The following is a 17704-nucleotide window of genomic DNA, read 5'->3' as shown; positions in this document are numbered from 1 at the left end:
ATCATGTGCAACAGCCCCTTTTTCGTGTGCAAAAGCGCCTTCTTCATCAACCTTGTCTGTCACTGATGCACATGGGAAGAATTTCTGGCGAAGCTTCCGGAATCATGGTATGATAGTAAAGAGAAAAAAAGGAGGCCGCCTGCCATGACGTCATCGAACATCACGCCGGAGGATCTGCTGCTCGGCTATGCGAACCCTGCCTACGATCAGCATGCCAAGCGTTTGCTCGCGCAAAAAGATGTCGTGGCGCGAATCCTCAAGGGCGTCGTTCCTGAATTTCGTCAAATCGATCTTGCAACCATCGTTGGTCGATGCATCGAGGGCGAGCCGGAAATCGGCGTCATCCCCGTCGATATGGACAAGACGAACGCTGCAAGGCGGATTCCGAAGGAGATTCGCGGAGACAATACGGAGAGCGCCAATCCCACGGAAGGATGGATTCGTTTCGACATTTTGTTCCGTGCGAAAGTGCCTCAGACAGGTGCGCGTATCACCTTGATCGTCAACATTGAAGCTCAGAAGACGCAGTCGCACAGCCGTCTCGGTTACGCGCTGCTGCGGCGAGCCATATACTATGCCTGCCGCTTGATTTCCTCCCAGAAGGAAACGGAGTTTGCAAAATCAAACTATAATGACATCAAGAAGGTTTATTCCGTCTGGATCTGTATGGATGCGCCTGATGACAAGAGCGCCATCAACTTCTACGATATGCAGGAGCGTCACTTTCTGCATCGCACGAAAGCAGAAAAAAGCGATTATGATCTGCTGAACATCATCATGATTTACCTCGGTGCGGATGACTCGGGCAATGATCTCGTCCGCTTTCTGAAGCTCTTATTTCGCGATACAGCAAAATCTGCGGCAGAAAAGAAGAAGATTCTCGAATCTGAATTCGATCTTGATGTTTCAAGCGATATGGAAAGGGAGATGAACACCATGTGCAATTTGAGCGAAGGCATCTTCGAGCGCGGCATCGTGCAGGGCATTGAGCAGGGCATTGAGCAGGGAGAATCTGGCATGATCCTTTCCATGCTGAAGAAAGGATACGATCTCACAAGCATCGCCGATATATCTCAATGGTCAATCAAGAAGATCGAGCAGTTGGCAAAGGCGCATCATCTGCTGTAAATACGCGCACAAACGTCCGCTGTTTGGAAAAAGATGCTTACACATTACCCCAAAAAGGGGCTGTCGCACAAATCATGTGCAACGGCCCCTTTTTCGTGTGCAAAAGCGCCTCTATTGAACTGCACGATACCCTTCACCGTACAATATGCTTGCCGCCGTAATAATGCGCATTCCAGTAGTCGCTCGAAAGTTCGTCGATGCGCACGCCTTTGCTCGTCGAGGCGTGGATGAACTTGCCGCCGCCGAGGTAGATGCCGCAGTGCGACGCGCCCTTTTCATACGTCTCGAAGAAGACGAGGTCGCCCTCTTCAAGCTCCGCCGTCTTCGCACTCTTCCCGAGCTTGAACTGCTCGTCCGCCGTGCGCGGCAGCGTCATGCCGTTCTCCTTGAAGACATACTGCAGATAGCCCGAGCAGTCGAACGCCTTCGGCGTTGTGCCGCCGAATTTGTACGGCGTGCCGATGTACTTCTTCGCCGTCGCTATGACGGCCGCCACCTTGGCTCGCTGCAGGAACGGAGCGCTCTCGGGCGCTTTTTTTATGCGCGGTTCGAGTGCGGGTACGTTCTCTTTGCCCGGCGCTTCCGCCGCCGTATCATCGACTGGCTTCACACTGGGAAAGGCGATCGAGCCGCCCTGCGCAGGCTTTGCGGCGGGCGGCGCAGGTGCGGGAGAAGCGTCTCGTGCAGGCTGCTCCTGCAGGCGGCTCCATGTCTCGCGATCGACAACGCCCGTTTCCTTGAGGCTCTGGGCGCGTTGGAACGCAAGAACCGCGCTCTTCGTGCGGCTGCCGAAGATGCCGTCCGGCTCGTCGCTGAGGTAGCCTGTGCGCTTCAGTTCCTTTTGCAGCTTGAGGACGTCGTGCCCATGGGAGTTTTCCGAGAGGATCGGCGCGGCCAAGGCCGTGCCCGCCGACAAGAATACGGCAAGTCCGAAAGCAAGAAAGACCTTGCGCAAACGACAGAGGCGCATATCATCCCATCCTTTCCACGCAGCGGCAATCGCCTTAAATATATCTGTGCTTTTATATCGTTGCTTTCAAGTATACTGTAAAACTCCGAGAAGTCAAGCCTGAAGGGTATCGGCTCTATGTGAGCCCTTTGTCCTTAAAGGAAAGAATCCTATAAGATTTACAGAACATGTGGATAAAGGCTTGCCATAAAATAATGAGTCATATATACTAGTAAAGCAAGTAATTCTAGGCGGATAAATACAGAATTTGCCATATTCACCGTCTTGTTGATAGACAGAAAGTCCTTTGCTAAACGATACACTGCCTGTTGCGTCGGATGGTGAATAAAGGTCAAGCGAATGGAGCCTGAGACAAGAATATGAGTACATGGACGAAAAAAGTGATGTTTGCGGGGCTGCCGCGCTTCTTGGAGCAGCTGCTTGCCGCGTGTTTTCGCAAGGAGGCGTGGGACGTCTCGCGCCTTTCTGCGAGCGTGGAGGAGCGCCCGCCCGCAGGCATGAAGACGTATGACTGCGCCTTGGAGAGCGCTGAGGCGGGCATGGTCTTTGCCGTGGAGAATCTCGATCTCCTCATCTATCGTTTGGAGTGCGATCCCGTGCTGGGAGTGCGACGCCTCGATGCCATGCTGCGCTTTGCCCGCGCCTCGAAGGTACGGCGCGTGTTCCTGCTCTCGGGTGACGAGGTGTTTGCGCCTGGGACAGAGCCGCTGGAAGACGCAGCGCTCCAGCCGCAGGGCGAAACGGGGGCGCTGCTCGCGCGTTTGGAAGCTATGGGGCTCTCCTGGCGTGCGCAGGGACTTTCCGTGTCCATCGTGCGCCTTTCTGAGCTTTATGCGCCGGGACAGACTTCAGACGACGGCTTCATCGGGCGCCTCTTCGGCGCGGCTCTGATGAATCGTCCGCTGCCGCGCTACACTGAGCCGGCCGCCATCTCCTGCGGCTTTCTCGATGCGCGTGACGCAGTCTATGCGATCTATCAGGCGGCGGCACGCGACTTCAATGACGCACATCTGCACATCGGCGCACCTGCGGCAACGACGATGGAGGAGCTTTATGCGATCTGCCGCGAGTTCTTCCCGCGCACGGAGGAGGCGGCACTTCCGCGCGAAACGCAGGGGCGCGCTATCTTGAAAAGCGCAATCGCAGAAAAGGAACTCGGCTGGCGTCCCGTGCGTCCTCTCGCGCAGGGGCTCAAGGAGACGTGGGAGACGATGTGCGCGATGCACGATACGCGCGTCGCGGACGTCCGCGCGATGTCGCGGCGCGCACGTCTCGCACGCCTCCAGCAGCGCTTCATCCCCTACGCGGAGAACCTCGCGGGCGCGGCTTTGACGGCGGGCGTAGGCGCTTTGCAGGGCGGCACGACGGTGAACGCCATGACGGCGTTCGACTTCGCCTTCCTCTACATTGGCTGCATGGGACTTCTCTACGGCAAGCAGCAGGCGCTGATCGCGGCGGTGCTCTCGCTTGCGCTGCTCGTGCACAGCCTTTTGGGGGCAGGCGGCGACCTTGTGGCGATGCTCTACAATCCGCGCGAGTTCCTGCACTTCGTTTCGTACTTCTTCGTCGCAGTGCTGACGGGCTACTTCGCCGATCGCGCGAGCTATCAGCAGCTCGCCGACACGCGCATCAAGCGCCGTCTGAAGAATCGCTATTCCTTTTTGGAAAGCCTTTTCAAGGAAAACCTCGCCGTGAAAGATCGTCTTTATCGCCAGATCGTGAACTCGGACGACAGCATCGGCCGCCTTTACCGCATCATCTCGCGCCTCGATTCCGTCGAGACGGAGAACCTCTTCACGCAGGCGACCTCGGTCACGGCAGACATCCTCGACGTCGAGGATGTCGTCGTCTACGTCGTCGGCGAGGGCGGCTACTACCTGCGACAGAAGGTGCGCCTCGGAAGCCGGACGGGTGAGATGCCGCGCTCTTTGCGCGTTGACGATTATCCGTATCTGCAGGAAATGCTCCGGGAGAAGAAGATCTTCGTCAACCGCGATCTCATTAAGGGGCTGCCCGATCTCGCCGCGCCGATTTCCTACGAAGGGCAAGTGATCGCCGTCCTGCAGATCTATCATCTGGACTTCGAACAGTGGAGTCTCTATGAGCAGAACCTCCTCTCCATTACCGCGCGCCTTGTTTCGAGCTCGCTCGGACGCGCCTACGCGTGGGAGCAGGAGACGGCAGGGCGCAAATACATCGACGAGACGCGCATCCTGCGCATCGAGGAGTTCCAAAAGGTCATCGAGGAGTTTCGCGAGCGCCGCCGCATGCAGGCAGACTATCCTGTCGCGCTGCTGCCCGTCAACGTCAAGGACGAGAACTACCGAGAGATCGATCACAAGATTGCGAACAGCATTCGCGCCGAAGACTTCATCGGCGCGACGACAGACGGCGTTGCCCTCCTTCTGCCCGACGTCGCGGGCAAGACGCTCGACATGGTGCGTAACCGCTTGGAAAAGGCGGGAATTGAAACGGGGGAGAGCCTTTCGCTATGATCAGCGATTTGTTTGCAGGAACAGGACTCCTGCTTCTCGTATACTTCATATTGGTCGCCGTCTATATGGCGATCGAAGGAAAGCTCCGAGGTCGGATCTCAGCGGCGGCCAAGGGCGTCTTTGCCGTCGCTTTGCCCGGTCTCGGGCTTCTTCTGCTGCTCCTTTACGAGCTTTTCGGTCATGCGCTCGGGCTCATGAAGCGCACGGGGTCGGAGGAAGAGGAGGAGGACTTCAGCATGTCCTTCGGCGATCATGCGTACAATGCAGACATCGTGCCGCTGCGCGACGTGTTCTTGATGGACGATCCGAAACTCAAGCGCAAGTTCTTCACCGACGCCATCAAGCAGAACGTCGTGGAGCGGCAGGGAATCCTCAACGAGGCCGTGCATGACAGCGACCGCGAGATCGCCTACTACGCCGTATCGATGATGACGGCGCACATGGAGCAGCTCGGCGAGGAGATCTATGCGCTCGAAGAGGCGATCAAGCGCGGCGTGGATGACGATGCGCTTCTCGACAAGTATGTGGAAAAGGTGCGCGAGTTTCTGCTGCGCCGCTACGGCGACTCCGTGACGCGCGAGCAGCAGCGCATGCGCTACATGGAGATGCTGCGCCTCCTCTCGGAGCGCCATCCCGACCATCCAGCCTACCACGCCGAGCGCATCCGTGCATTGATCCGCGCAAAGCGCCTGAAGGAGGCGGCAGAAGCCTGCGCCGCATTTCGCGCAAGCCTCCCCGAGGCGGAGCTGCCGCTTCTCCTGACGCTTCAAATACAGCAGGCGGCGCATGAGCGCGAGGCGATGGAGGAAACGATCGAGTCGCTCAAGCGACTGCCGATGCGTCTGACGAACGAAGCGATGCAGGCGATCCGCTACTGGGAAGGAGGTGCGGCGCGTGAATAAGCGAAGTCTTTGCCTTTTGCTCTTCATCGCATTCCTTCTGGGCTGTTTCTTCCAATACAGCCGCTTCGACGGCTTTCTTCATCTCGACGCTCGGGGAAACCGCACGCTTGCGGATCGCGTCCTGCGGCCGATGCCGCCCGAAGGGGAGGAAATCGCGCGAGAGAAGTTCCTCATCGTCTATGATCCCGCCGATGTCCTCAGCATGTATGCGCGGCACAATATGGAAAAGATCCTCAAGGAAAAGCGCAAGGACTACGAGAGCCGCACCGTCTACGATACGCGCCCCTTTGACGGCGCATATCAGGGCGTCGCTCTGGCGACGGGGCGCTTGGACGCGGTGAAGATGCTGCCCGCGCTTTTGGACTATGTGCGCTCGGGCGGCACGCTGCTCGCTCTGCAAAAGATCGAGCAGACGCCCGAAAATCCTTTGCCGGCCGCCGTCCTGCAAGATTTCGGCATCGCATCCGTAGGCGAGACTGCCGATGTTCACGGCATCCATATACGGACGAACTTCCTCGTCGGCGGCAAGGATTTCCGCTTTGGCGAAAATTCGGCGTTTACGACGCAAGTCAATACGGTCGATCTGACCAAGGACGCTGCCGTGCAGATCGAAAGCGCCGACGGGGTGCCGCTTCTCTGGGAAAAATCACTGGGGACGGGGCACATTTACGCCTACAACGGCGTTGAGCGTGACGACAAGACGAACCTCGGCATCTTCACGGCGATGGCGGCGCACTGCGGCGAGGATGCGATCTATCCCGTCGTCGGCGTGAAGATCTTCGTCCTCGACGATTTTCCCGCCCCCGTGCCCGAAGGGGATTTCTCGCGCATCTACGACGAACTCGGCGTAGATACGGAGACCTTCTACCGCCAGATCTGGTGGCCGTTCATCCGCCGTCTGGCACAGGAGGAGGACATCCGCTATACAGGCGCCATCATCGAGACGTACGGCGCACAGGTCAAAGGGCCGTTCCGGCCGCTTGGCGGACGCGCGGCGCGTGACGGACTAATCATCTACGGGCGCGAACTTTTGAACATGGGCGGCGAGCTCGGCCTGCACGGCTACAACCATCAGCCGCTCGCCCCTGCGGGCTATGGACAGTCGCGGCTCAACTATGTGCCGTGGGAAAGTCAGGCGGATATGGAGGAAGCGCTGCGCGAGCTGAGGAACTACGTCAAGTCCGTCTATCCCGACTACGACTTCCGCTTCTATGTGCCACCGTCGAACATCATGAGTCCCGAGGGGAAAGCCGCGATCCGCAAGGTGTTCCCCGAGGTCATCGCCTTCGGCTCTCTGTTCGACGGGCCGGCGAATGAGCGCGCCTACTATCAGGATTTTGAGCGCAAGGACGGCGTCTTTGAACTGCCGCGCATCAGCTCGGGTCATGAGGATGACGGGCTCATGCTCTGGCAGGAAATCAGTGCGCTGAACTATATCGGCGTGTTCTCGCATTTCATCCATCCGGACGAATTGTTCTACGAGGAGAGCGCGAACATGACGTGGCAGGGCATGTCGGAGGGGCTGAAGAGCTTCATGCACAAGATCCGCGTGCGCTATCCGTGGCTGACGGCGGAAACGATTTCGGACAGCCTGCCGCTCTTTTCGGATTACTTCGATATGGATTACCGCGTGCGCCGGACGGATGATCGTCTGGAGCTTTATTCGTGGGGCACGGGCGGCGAGCTGCGCTTCCTGCTGCGCACGGCGAAGGAGATCGAACGCACGGAAGGCTGCACGGCTGAATTTGCCGATGACGGCGTTTACCTCGTCCGCACGAGCGAGGCGCGAGCCTGCATCTATTGGAAAGGAGAGAAGTGATGCGCATCTGTCTGTTGGCGGAAGGTTCTTATCCCTACGTCGTAGGCGGCGTGTCCTCGTGGATTCAGATGCTCATGGAGGGGCTTCCCGAGCATGAGTTCGTCGTCTACACCATCGGCGCGGAGATGAAGGATCGCGGCAAGTTCAAGTTCAAGCTGCCCGCGAACTGCGTCGGCATCGAGGAGGTGTTTCTCGACGAGATCCTCTCCCTGCGCGCTTCCGACATGCTTGAGGGCATCTTGACGCACGACGATTGCCAGACGCTCTACGAGCTTGTGCGCGGCGAGCGCGACATCCCGCTCAAGCGGCTGTTGGAAGTCTTCGCCTACGGGCGCTGGAAGTCGCCGCTCGCCGTCTTCATGTCGAGCGACTTCTTCGATGTGATCGTACGCGTCTATCGCGAGCAGTACGAAAATCTGCCGTTCACGGATTTTTTCTGGACGATGCGCTCGATGCTCCTGCCCCTCTTCTACCTGCTGCAGCAGAAGCTGCCCGAGGCGGACGTCTACCACAGCGTCGCGACGGGCTACTCGGGCGTCATTGGCGGCATGGCGGCGACGCGATACAAGAAGCCGTACATGATCACGGAGCACGGCATCTACTCACGCGAGCGCGAGGCGGAAATCTTGAAGAGCGACTGGGCGAAGGCGGACTTCAAGGGCGTGTGGATTCGCTACTTCTACTACCTCGCACGCCTTTCGTACCACAGCGCCGATCGCCTCTACACACTCTTCGAGCACAACGGCAAGATCGCCGCTGACCTCGGCTGCGATCCGGAAAAGATCGAGATCGTGCCGAACGGCGTGCGCATGGAGCGCTTCTCTTCCGTTCCCGAGCTTCTCAATCACAAGGGGCCGATCACGATCGGCGCAGTCGTGCGCGTCGTGCCCATCAAGGACATCTTGACGCTCCTTCGCGCCTTCGCCATCGTCAAGCGCGAACTGCCCGACGCGCGCCTCGTCGTCATGGGCGGACTCAAAGAAGATCCCGACTACGTTGCAGTCTGCCATCGCACGGTGCGCATGCTCGGACTTGAAGATGTGACCTTCACCGGCTCCGTCCCTGTGGCCGAATATCTGCCGAAGATGGACATCCTCGTCCTGTCGAGCATCAGCGAGGGGCAGCCGCTCGCCGTCTTGGAAGGATTCTCGGCGCACCGCCCCTACGTGACAACGGACGTCGGCTGCTGCCGCGAGCTGATCTACGGCGACAGCGGCGACGATCTCGGCACGGCGGGCGCGGTCGTCGCGCCGCTCGACTACGAGGCGATGGCGCACGAGATCGTGCGGCTCGCGAAGGACTACGAGCTGCGCCGCTCGATGGCGGCCATCGGCTTTGCCCGCACGAAGTCGCGCTACACGCACGAACAATTCATTGAGTCGTATCGCAAAGCTTATCAGGACATAGGAAAGGAGGGGGCACATGGCGGGCGTCGGATTTGAACTCAAGCGTCTCTTTCGGGCGCGCACGGCGACGGGGCATCTCAAGGCGTACTCGTATTCCGCCATCGTCACGACGGGGCCGTTCGCCCTCTTGACGAGCATGGTGCTGCTGATCCAGACGCTCTTCCAGCTCCACGGCACGCCGGAGGCGGAATCGGCGGTCTATCTTGGCGCCATCGTCTATTCCTTCGTGTTTTCCCAGCTGCTCTCGTGCGGCTTCACGATCGTCCTGACGCGCTACCTCGCGGACTGCATCACCGTGCAGCACTACCGCGATGTGACGCCGTCGCTCTTCGGCATGAGCGCGATCCTGCTCGTGCTCGGCGCTGCCGCCTCCGCGCTCTTCTTCTGGGACAAGCCGCTCGCCTTCGAGCTGAAACTCCTGTCGTACCTCTTCTTTTCGGAACTGCTGCTCGTCTGGACCGCGAGCGTCTATCTGACGGCGGTCAAGCGCTTCAAGTACCTGATTTGATTCTCGGCTACCTTGCGGGCGTCCTTTTAAGCGTTGCGCTCGCGGCGCTCCTCCTGGAGCTGGCGTGGCTTTCGCCTGCGGCGGCGGCGCTCTTTGCCATGGACGTCGGCATGGGCGCACTCGTCCTCTTCTTCTTCCTCTATGTGACGAGCCGTTTCGGCTTGCCAAAGGACGGCATGATCTTCGCCTTCCTGCCCTATCTCGGGCGACACGGGCGGCTCTTCATCGGCGCGTTCGGCTACACGCTCGGGCTTTTCCTGCCGAACATCCTCATCTGGCAAGGGCCTTGGGGCGTGCTCATCGAGGACACGTTCCTCTACGCGCCGCGCTACGACGTCGTCGTCTTCTACGCGCTCCTTTCCATCCTGCCGATCACGACGATGTTCGTCGTCAAGGTGGAGACGCATTTCTACGAGCGCTACGCGCAGTATTTCACCTCCATCACGCACGGCGGCAACCTTCAGATGATCGAGGACGCGCGAAAGGATCTGCTCTACGTCATGTGGTTCGAGCTGCGTCAGGCGTTCGAGTTCCAGTTCGTCTTTACGCTCGTCTTTCTGGCCTTTGGCAACTATGTGCTGTCGTTTGCCGGACTCGATTACAACTCGGTCAACATGTTCAACGTCATGCTCTTCGCAGCCTTCTTCGCGGGCGCTCTGCAGGTTCTCATGATCATGCTTGAGTACTTCGACTTCCAGAGCGGCGTCTGGCGCATCGGCGCGATTGCGGCGCTCGGGAATCTCGCGCTGGGTCTTTTCTCTCTCTATCTCGGGGAAAAGAGCTACGGCTTCGGCTTCTTCCTCGCGACGACGCTTGCGCTCGCCTATGGCATCTGGGCATTGATGCGCTTCGCCAAGGGCATCAACTACTATGTGTTCTGCGCACAGCCCGTCTTCTATCGGGCGGACGCGGGGATTTTCCAAAAGATCGCATATTGGCTCTACGGAGAGGAGCTTCCCGATCTCGAAAGGATGGAAAAAGCATGAGCATACTACAGAAGATGAAACGTCGCAGGGCGCTCGCACTCCTCAAGAGAGCCTGCACCCTGACGCTCGCTCTCGGCATGACGTCGGGCGCGGCGTCGGCGGCGAGCCACGACGCCCTGCACGATGTCTACGGCTACTTCTCCTACATGATGAACGTCCGAGACGAGATACGATCCCACCGCGCGGCTCTCGCGGCGCTCGCCGAAGCACGGGCGGACGTGGAAAGCGCGCGCGCCAACCTCGTCGAGGCGCAGGAAGCGACGCGGGATGCCGCCGCCAACCTCGCGCTTGCCATCCAAAACCTGCGCGCGGCAGAAGAGCATCTCGCCGCCGTTCGCAAGGCGCTCGCGTCGGCCGAAGAAGCGAGCGCCTTGCGAACGGAAGAAGCGATCGCGGCGCAGAACGCTGAGGCAGACTACGCACCCGAGGTCGAGGCGCAGCGCACGGCACTGGAGTCGCTCTACCGCGAGGCGGACAGTCTCTCGCGTGCGTCAGATACGACGGGCGGGGAGAATCCCGATCGCGAGAAAGTGGTCGCACGCATCCTTGCAGAAGTCGGCTACGAGCAGAACCGCATCGTCGACGCGCAGCGCATGGTCGAAGAAGCCCTTGCTGCCGAGCGCGGCACGACGCCGGACGCGGCCGGCGCAAAGCTCGCGGCCGTCTCCGCCGAGGTCGATGCGGCGCAGGCGAGGCTCGATGCGATGGAAGCGCAGCTCGATGCGCTGACGGCTCTGCGCGAGCAGGCGGAGGACGCGGAGCGCGATGCGCGCGAACTCGTCGCCGACTACACGCAGGAAGCCCAAGCGAGCGAAGCCGACCTCGCCGAGAGCCGCAAGAACAAGGAGGAAGCGGAAACGTACGACGCGGAGGCGAAAGCCTGGGCGCTGCAGGCGGCGGACGAGCAGAAGGCTGCCGAGCGAAGGCTCCTCCAGAGCGAGCACGATCTCGCCTATTTCGGCGAAGGCGCGGGCGCGGAGACGGGTGTCGAGTACTACACATGGCGCGGCGAGAGAGCGGGACATCAGCTCTATCTGCCGCTTTCGTACTTTTCGCGCACGCACGCGGGCAAGACGAAGCTCGACTACGGCATCTCTGCGGGCTACGTCAAATCCCATACGGGATTTGACAGCGGCGTCTCGGGCTTGACGGATACGCAGCTCAGTGTTACGATTCACAATGAAAAGCCTCGGACGAGCGTCCATTATGGCCTCTCGGTCAACCTGCCGACGGGCGAGAGCAAGATTTATCAGCGTGCTGCCGTACCCGAAGGACTCGCACGCTTCACCGACTTCGGTGCGGGCTGGCAGTTCATCCCGAGCGTCGAAGTCACGCACCGTATCAGCGAGCGCGACCGTCTGACGGGGAGGTTCAGCTATGCCATGCGCGGCGGCTACGACTATTCGAAGGAAGTGCCGAATGCGCATGTATCGCCGGGCAACATCTTCGCGCAGGAAATCGAGTACCTCCATGCGGGAGATAGGAAATCGTATATGGTGCAGTTCTACCACAACGCAACGTCGAGCGCCGTACAGGACGCGGTGGACACAGACAGCCGCACGATTACGGGCAAAATGCACTACCGCGACGGCGACGACTGGGAGCTTCGCTTCTTCTATAACGGGATGATTGCCCCAAAAGACGAACTGCGCTTCTATTCCATCTATGCGCTGACTGAGGCGGCCAAGGGCATCGCCTCGCAGGAAGTCGCGCGGCAGTACTACGGACTCGGCCTGCGCCACCGCGTGTCCGACAAATTGACGTGGCAGATCATGGCGCACTATCAGAACGTGAGCACGACCTACGATCCTTTGCGCACAGCACTCAACACGGGCAGCGGCTTCAAGCGCCGCTCGCTGATCGCAGGTCTTGCGTGGAAGGCGAGCGAGCGCAGGAATCTCACGTTCCAAGTCGAACGCTATGTGAGAAGCGACGTGGGCGGCGCGGGCTACAACGGCTGGGGCACTGCGCTCTGGTATCAGCAGTCGTTCTGATTTTGTCATCGCGAAGGAGTGTGTATGGGGAAAATAAAAAAAAGCGTTGCCGCGCTTCTTCTGGGAGCGGCGGGACTCTTCGGGCTGCAGCAGACGCCCTTTATCGCAGATGCGCCGAAGGACGCCGCGGCACGCACCGCCGTCGTGCCGGAAACGGCGATGGTCGATCTTACGCAAGCGCTCGGCCGCTATGCACGCGCCCGTAAGGAAGACTTCCTGCTCGTCGGAAACGGCCCCGTGGGGCTTCTGGAAGTGACGGAGGACAATCCCGAGGAAAACGTCGCACGGCTCATCGGAACGCTCGACGGCATCCTCATGGAGTCGGTCTTCTATGACGGCTATGAGGAAGAAGGAGAGATGCCCGAGCGGCGCGATGCAGAGACGGAAGAATACCTCGCCGCCATGCTGCGAAAGCCGCTGCTCGCAGGACGCTCCGTCTTCACGCTCGACTATGTGAAGGGCGAGAAAATCGCCGAGGTCGGAGCGCTCGGACATGCGGCCGGCTACATCTCTGAAGCCGGTGACCGCCTCTTGGATGTGATTCCTGCGCATGCGCCGCAGGAAGAAAATGCGGCGGATGTCACGCGCCTCAAGCAGGTGAAAAACTTCCTCGCGCTGTTGAACCCCGAGCATTTTCCCACGCGCGAAGCCTACCTCGACGCGCTCACCGCGACGAACTACGACCTCCTGATCGTCGACCTCTACTATGGCGACCGCCCGCTCACACCTGCAGAAACTGCCCGTCTCAAGCACAAGGCGAACGGCGGCCGCCGCCTCGTCCTCTCTTACATGAGCGTCGGCGAAGCGGCGGACTACCGCCCCTATTGGAAAAAGGAATGGGACAGCGAGCGTCCGCACTGGCTCGCCGAGCCGAATCCCGAATGGCCGGGCAGCTACAAGGCGCGCTATTGGTCAAGAGAATGGCACGACATCCTCTACGGCAGGGAGGACGCCTACCTTGACCGCATCATCGCCGCCGGCTTCGACGGCGCCTTCCTCGACGTCATGGACGCATGGCAATATTTCAAGGAATCGGGGATGAAATAGCTCTGTCTGATCGGCGCTGTAAATTTCCATAAAAAAACCGGAAAAGAATTTTCTTTGAAAAAATCTTTCTTTTGTTCTATAATGAAAGAAAGGCTGTTTCACAGCGGTAGGGATTTATACTCGTCTCGAACTGCAGCGGCCGGATAGGAGTTTTACCGATGAAAAGCACCGACATGAGAAGGAAGCGTTCGCTGAAGGTCAGCGGAGCGCACCCTATGGAAACCTTGGGCATTCCTCAGCCCATGCCGCAAGAAGCGAGGAAAGATACAAAGGGGCGGGAGGAGGCGTGCAGAGAGGCGATATTACGCGTCTTCTTGGAAAAGACAAATGTGATCGCTTACCGCTACGAAGTGGCGAAAGATGAAACGACGCTCTGGCAGACCGCTCCTGGCGAAGAAATGAAAGAAGCACATAGGGCAAACTTCTACGACTATTTTACCAATGAAGTGCTCGCGGATGCCGACCAGCGCGAGGAAGTGCTCGCACGCTTGACAGACGCCTGCCGGAGGATTCGCGACGATGTCGTCGAGTATCGGGTCAAGACGAAAGACGGCAGTCCGCTTTGGCGGCGCACGTCGTATCGCAGCCTGGCGACAGAGGACGGACAGATCTATGCGGTCGTCGGACTCATGGAGGAGCTGCACGATACTACGCACATGATGGAGCGGCAGGAGGCACAGCTGAAACGCGATCCGCAGACGAGGCTCTTTGACCGCGAGGGATTGGAGCTTCTCGTCAACCATCAGCTCATGAACCTCTTGCGCGGTGAAAAGGGTGTGCTCTTCATCGTTGGCATCGACGACTACGAAGAGCTTTGTGAAGCGTTGGGTGAGGCAGCATGCAACGGCTACATCGGCACGCTCTCAGACTCCGTTCGTGCGGACTTCCGAGGCGTCGATGTCTTCGGGCGCGTCAAAAGAGACGAGGTCGCCGTCTTCATCTCGGGCCGCATCTCCATCGATATCATCGAAAAGCGCGCGCAGCGCATTCTCGATCTCTTTCTGCGCGTGCAGCCACAGGATCATGCGCCGGTATCGTTCAGCATGGGCATATCGGTCACGGGATCGCCTGCAGAGTCATTTGATCATATGGTCGATGAGGCGGAAGAAGCCATGCTGTCAGCGCGCAGGTTCGGGCCGAATCGTTGCCGCATGTACGACGAAATCAAGGGATGAGGTTTGTTCTTGACATGAAAAAAGAGTGGCTTCCCAGCGGAAGCCACTCTTTTTCTGTCAGATCTGCTGGCGTTCGTTTGTGATCGGCATGCCCGAGATATGAGCGTGCAGGATCTTCCAGCCTTCCTGCGAGGTGCGACGGTACGTCTGGCTCGTGCGTCCCTTATGCTCGATCTCCGTGCCATCGGAGCGCAGCTTGCCGTGAAAGTCCCATGTGTACATGGCAATCGCCGTATCGCGGTAGACTTCGATCTCGAGGTCGCGGAACTCGAAGTGGCGCTCCGTGTAGAGCTTCTGCAGACGATCAATGTAGAAGTGCTGCCGGATGTTCTCCCAGCCGACGTCCTCCCCGCGCGGGTGCACCATGGACGTCTTCGGTCCTGATTGCCAGATGCTGTCTGCAAGCGCCGTGTTTGCATCATTCAGCGTCTTTTTGTAGAGATCGACGAACTGCTCTACGATGGCGGCGTCTCCTTCACGAACTGTCATGGACGATTCCTCCTTTGGATGGGGAGAGTGACCGTATGGAGCAAGAACCCCGTTCGGGGCAAAGGGTCACACTGCCCGATGTTGAAATTTTCCACAATCATCTGTTTTTATTTTACCATGAAAATCCAAGAGGTCAAGTCCGAAGGGCGCAGACTGATTGGCTAAGCTTCGGTAAGATATGTTATACTAGCATTGACGTATCTGGCCCTCTATAGACTTTAGCGCAGAGGAGCCGCTGCCCGAATGCGCCACATGAAGGAAAGGGAAAATCGCATACAATGAAAACACCGCTTCACTATCAAATTTCCGAATACGACTGCGGACCGACATCCATGCTCAATGCCATGAGCTTCCTCTTCTCGCGTGAGGAACTGCCGCCCGAGATCCTGCGCAATACGATGCTCTACTGCCTCGACTGTTACGGAAAGGAAGGACACCCTGGCAAGAGCGGCACCTCGTGCATGGCGATGATGTTCCTGTCGAACTGGCTCGACGGCTTCGGCAGGGCAGGTCTGCTCCCCGTATCGAGCCGCTATCTTCGCGGCGAGGAAGTATTCATCGGGGAAGGCAGCCGACTCAACGACGCGCTGTGTCGCAAAGGCGTCGCCGTCGTGCGCCTGTGGTTCGAGGTCGAGCACTATGTGCTCATGACGGGCATCGAGGATGAGGAAATCCTGCTCTTCGATCCCTATTATCAGGAAGAGCCGTTCAAGGGTGCAGAGTCTTCTGTGCGCATAGATCTGAAGCATCCCCTATGGTACAACCGCCGCGTCCCTTTCTCCTTCTTCAACCGTGAGACGCAGGAGCTGTACGCACTCGGAGAGAAAGATACGCGCGAAGCCGTACTGCTCTTCAACGATACGACGAAGCTCACGGCAGAGAAATCCATCGAATACTTCATCTGAACGATGGATTGACCGCGCAGATCGCATCAAAAAAGCCGCTGCATGTCCGAAAGGTTCATGCAGCGGCTTTCTTTACGGCAAACTAGACGCACAAACGTCCACTTGCGGACAAAAGTACGCCGCCCTTAATGAAAGTTCCGAGAAGCTATGTCATACGGGCGCAGACTTTCATTTTTTCTCCGCCTTCGTCGATGATTTCAGCTGCGCCGCCATCTTCGACGATGATTTCGCCGAAATGTCTACAGAAGACACTTGTTCCTGCAACGGTCTTGCCGCAGGCTGCGGGCGCACTTTCAGTTCAATGCCGGCGCGCGGGTTCATTTCGCTGCGCCCCTTGAAGATACCGCCGTCCTCAATCTGGAAAGCGTTGACCTTGACATCGCCGATGAGCTGCCCTTCGCTGTGGATCGTCAGTCCCTCTTCCGTCTGCGCGTTGCCGTGCACCGTGCCCGATACATCAAGTGAGCGCGCCGAGACGTTGCCCGTGACCATGCCTGTCTCCCCGACGATTACGGAGCCGGAGAGTTTTAGCTCACCCTCGATCTCCCCGTCGATGCGCAGATTTCCCGTGCCGCTGACCTCGCCATGAATCTTCGTGTTCTTGCCGATGATCGTTTCTATATCGCCTGAGGCGGAACTTTCATCGCGCCTTTTCATCACACCAAACATAGACTCCCCACTTCCTATAGATAGCTTGCCGGATTCACCGTCTCGCCATTGACATGGATCTCATAGTGGACATGCGGCCCCGTCGAAAAGCCCGTGCTGCCCATATAGGCGATGACCTCGCCGCGCTTCACATGCTGTCCTTCGTGCACCACGACTTCGGACGCATGACCGTAGCGCGTGAGGATGCCGTTGCCATGGTCAATATCGACCATGTTGCCGTAGCCGCCTCCATTCCAGCCAGCCGTCGTCACGACGCCGTCCGCCGTCGCCACGATGGGCGTCCCCATATCGTTGGCGATGTCGATACCTGGATGAAAGTCTGTGCCGTTCCAACGCCAGCCGAAGGGTGACGATATGTCGCCCGATGTCGGCCAGCCCGAAGGGACATTTCCCGGCACGCTCGTCCGCGCCATCTTATCCTTTTCGGCCGCACGCGCCACCGCTTCTTCTCGCTGCTTCTCATATCTCGCTTCAAGCTCCGCGAGGTTTTCGCGCCGCTCAGGCAGACCACGCGACACCGCATCGAGCGCACGGCGCACCTGCGAGACTTCCGCCGGCACAGCCGGCCCGCCCTGCCCCGTATGCTTGGCAGGCTCGTCCGCCGCCCCCTCGTCGAGCAAGCGGCGCAGCGTCTTCTCACGCTCTGTGAGCTTTTCCATCTCGCTCTGCAGATTCTGCGCCTCCTTGGCAAGCTCCTTCAGCTCCGCCTGGCGGCCCGTCTCAGCGGGCGTCTCCGCCTTCGCGTCCGCCGCTTCGCTCCAAAGGCTGTACGATACATAGCCGAATCCCGCCAGTAAAACCACACCAAGAGCTGCCAGAGCGCACGCCAGAAGCTTCAGCCTCCGAACCGAGAAGCTGTAGCTTCGCACTGTCTCGCCCTGGTGCGGGATGACCTTCAGCGTATACTCACGCTTGTCCGGCTTCTTTCCTTTCGTATTCAAGCCATGATCCCCCAACGATTTTGAAGAATGATACTACTTTTTCTCATACAGTTATCATTATAGCATAGAAGAAAAGAGAAGATCAAACGTTTTAGGGAAACGCTGATAAAATGAAGTTGCCCAGATTTACACAGATGCGCTGTATCTATAGCGGTCAACGTCAGCCAATCATGCGGCGCACTTCGCGCTTGCATTCTTGGGACGTTTTCGCATACGAGCCGTTGCCCAATCGCCTGCGTCCTTCGGACTTGGCTCTTGGACGGCTCAGCA

General features: G+C 58.8%; 15 protein-coding genes. 11 read left to right on the top strand and 4 right to left on the bottom strand.

All coding sequences use genetic code 11. The features are described 5' to 3' along the window. Positions 1–144 precede the first annotated feature (144 nt). Positions 145–1128: a nuclease gene (locus QZ177_RS07355; RefSeq protein ID WP_294176432.1), complete on the top strand. Its 984-nt coding sequence runs from the start codon at positions 145–147 to the stop codon at positions 1126–1128. 133 nt (positions 1129–1261) lie between these two features. Here QZ177_RS07355 and QZ177_RS07350 read toward each other — a convergent pair whose 3' ends face one another. After that, entirely contained in the window at positions 1262–2098 is an 837-nt protein-coding gene (locus QZ177_RS07350; protein ID WP_294176430.1) for an NlpC/P60 family protein, read from the bottom strand. Between the two features lie 359 nt (positions 2099–2457). On the opposite strand from QZ177_RS07350, the gene QZ177_RS07345 reads away from it, so the two are divergent. The 9 genes from QZ177_RS07345 (at position 2458) to QZ177_RS07305 (ending at position 14430) form a co-directional block, all read left to right on the top strand. Beyond that, positions 2458–4593: a GAF domain-containing protein gene (locus QZ177_RS07345; RefSeq protein WP_294176428.1), complete on the top strand. Its 2136-nt coding sequence runs from the start codon at positions 2458–2460 to the stop codon at positions 4591–4593. Further along, entirely contained in the window at positions 4590–5495 is a 906-nt protein-coding gene (locus QZ177_RS07340) for a hypothetical protein (RefSeq protein WP_294176425.1), read from the top strand. The genes QZ177_RS07345 and QZ177_RS07340 overlap by 4 nt, the downstream gene beginning before the upstream one ends. Beyond that, positions 5488–7314, top strand: a complete 1827-nt coding sequence (locus QZ177_RS07335) for a DUF2194 domain-containing protein (protein WP_294176424.1) — start codon at positions 5488–5490, stop codon at positions 7312–7314. The genes QZ177_RS07340 and QZ177_RS07335 overlap by 8 nt, the downstream gene beginning before the upstream one ends. Continuing rightward, positions 7314–8756: a GT4 family glycosyltransferase PelF gene (pelF, locus tag QZ177_RS07330; RefSeq protein ID WP_294176423.1), complete on the top strand. Its 1443-nt coding sequence runs from the start codon at positions 7314–7316 to the stop codon at positions 8754–8756. The genes QZ177_RS07335 and pelF overlap by 1 nt, the downstream gene beginning before the upstream one ends. Further along, a complete protein-coding gene (gene pelG / locus QZ177_RS07325; protein WP_294176422.1) occupies positions 8737–9228 on the top strand; it encodes an exopolysaccharide Pel transporter PelG in 492 nt (163 codons plus the stop codon). Before pelF ends, pelG (QZ177_RS07325) begins: the two co-directional genes overlap by 20 nt. Further along, the gene (gene pelG / locus QZ177_RS07320; protein WP_294176421.1) at positions 9225–10214 is read left to right on the top strand and encodes an exopolysaccharide Pel transporter PelG; all 990 of its coding nucleotides are present in this window, start codon (positions 9225–9227) and stop codon (positions 10212–10214) included. Before pelG (QZ177_RS07325) ends, pelG (QZ177_RS07320) begins: the two co-directional genes overlap by 4 nt. Next, positions 10211–12208, top strand: coding sequence for a peroxidase (locus QZ177_RS07315; protein WP_294176419.1), 1998 nt, complete (start codon positions 10211–10213; stop codon positions 12206–12208). The genes pelG (QZ177_RS07320) and QZ177_RS07315 overlap by 4 nt, the downstream gene beginning before the upstream one ends. 24 nt (positions 12209–12232) lie before the next feature. Beyond that, positions 12233–13255 carry an endo alpha-1,4 polygalactosaminidase gene (locus QZ177_RS07310; RefSeq protein ID WP_294176417.1) on the top strand — a complete coding sequence of 341 codons (1023 nt, stop codon included), beginning with the start codon at positions 12233–12235 and terminating at the stop codon, positions 13253–13255. A gap of 158 nt (positions 13256–13413) precedes the next feature. Continuing rightward, positions 13414–14430, top strand: a complete 1017-nt coding sequence (locus QZ177_RS07305) for a diguanylate cyclase (protein WP_294176415.1) — start codon at positions 13414–13416, stop codon at positions 14428–14430. 57 nt (positions 14431–14487) lie between these two features. Here the strand turns inward: QZ177_RS07305 and QZ177_RS07300 are convergent, their stop codons facing one another. Next, on the bottom strand, positions 14488–14919 hold the full coding sequence (locus QZ177_RS07300; protein WP_294176413.1) for an AtzH-like domain-containing protein: 432 nt from the start codon (positions 14917–14919) through the stop codon (positions 14488–14490). A gap of 278 nt (positions 14920–15197) precedes the next feature. On the opposite strand from QZ177_RS07300, the gene QZ177_RS07295 reads away from it, so the two are divergent. Further along, on the top strand, positions 15198–15824 hold the full coding sequence (locus tag QZ177_RS07295) for a peptidase C39 (RefSeq protein WP_294176411.1): 627 nt from the start codon (positions 15198–15200) through the stop codon (positions 15822–15824). A 168-nt stretch (positions 15825–15992) separates the two neighbouring features. On the opposite strand, the gene QZ177_RS07290 is transcribed toward QZ177_RS07295, so the two are convergent. Together QZ177_RS07290 and QZ177_RS07285 are read right to left on the bottom strand one after the other, a co-directional pair. After that, a complete protein-coding gene (locus tag QZ177_RS07290; protein WP_294176410.1) occupies positions 15993–16493 on the bottom strand; it encodes a polymer-forming cytoskeletal protein in 501 nt (166 codons plus the stop codon). Positions 16494–16507: 14 nt separating this feature from the next. Further along, positions 16508–17434 (bottom strand): M23 family metallopeptidase, encoded by a 927-nt coding sequence (locus tag QZ177_RS07285; protein WP_294176409.1) that lies wholly within the window; start codon positions 17432–17434, stop codon positions 16508–16510. Positions 17435–17704 lie beyond the last annotated feature (270 nt).

The sequence above is a fragment of the uncultured Selenomonas sp. genome (assembly GCA_905372355.1).
Classification (GTDB): domain Bacteria; phylum Bacillota; class Negativicutes; order Selenomonadales; family Selenomonadaceae; genus Selenomonas.
Note: the sequence above shows the minus strand (reverse complement) of the source record. Positions and strands in the feature narration are given on the sequence as shown.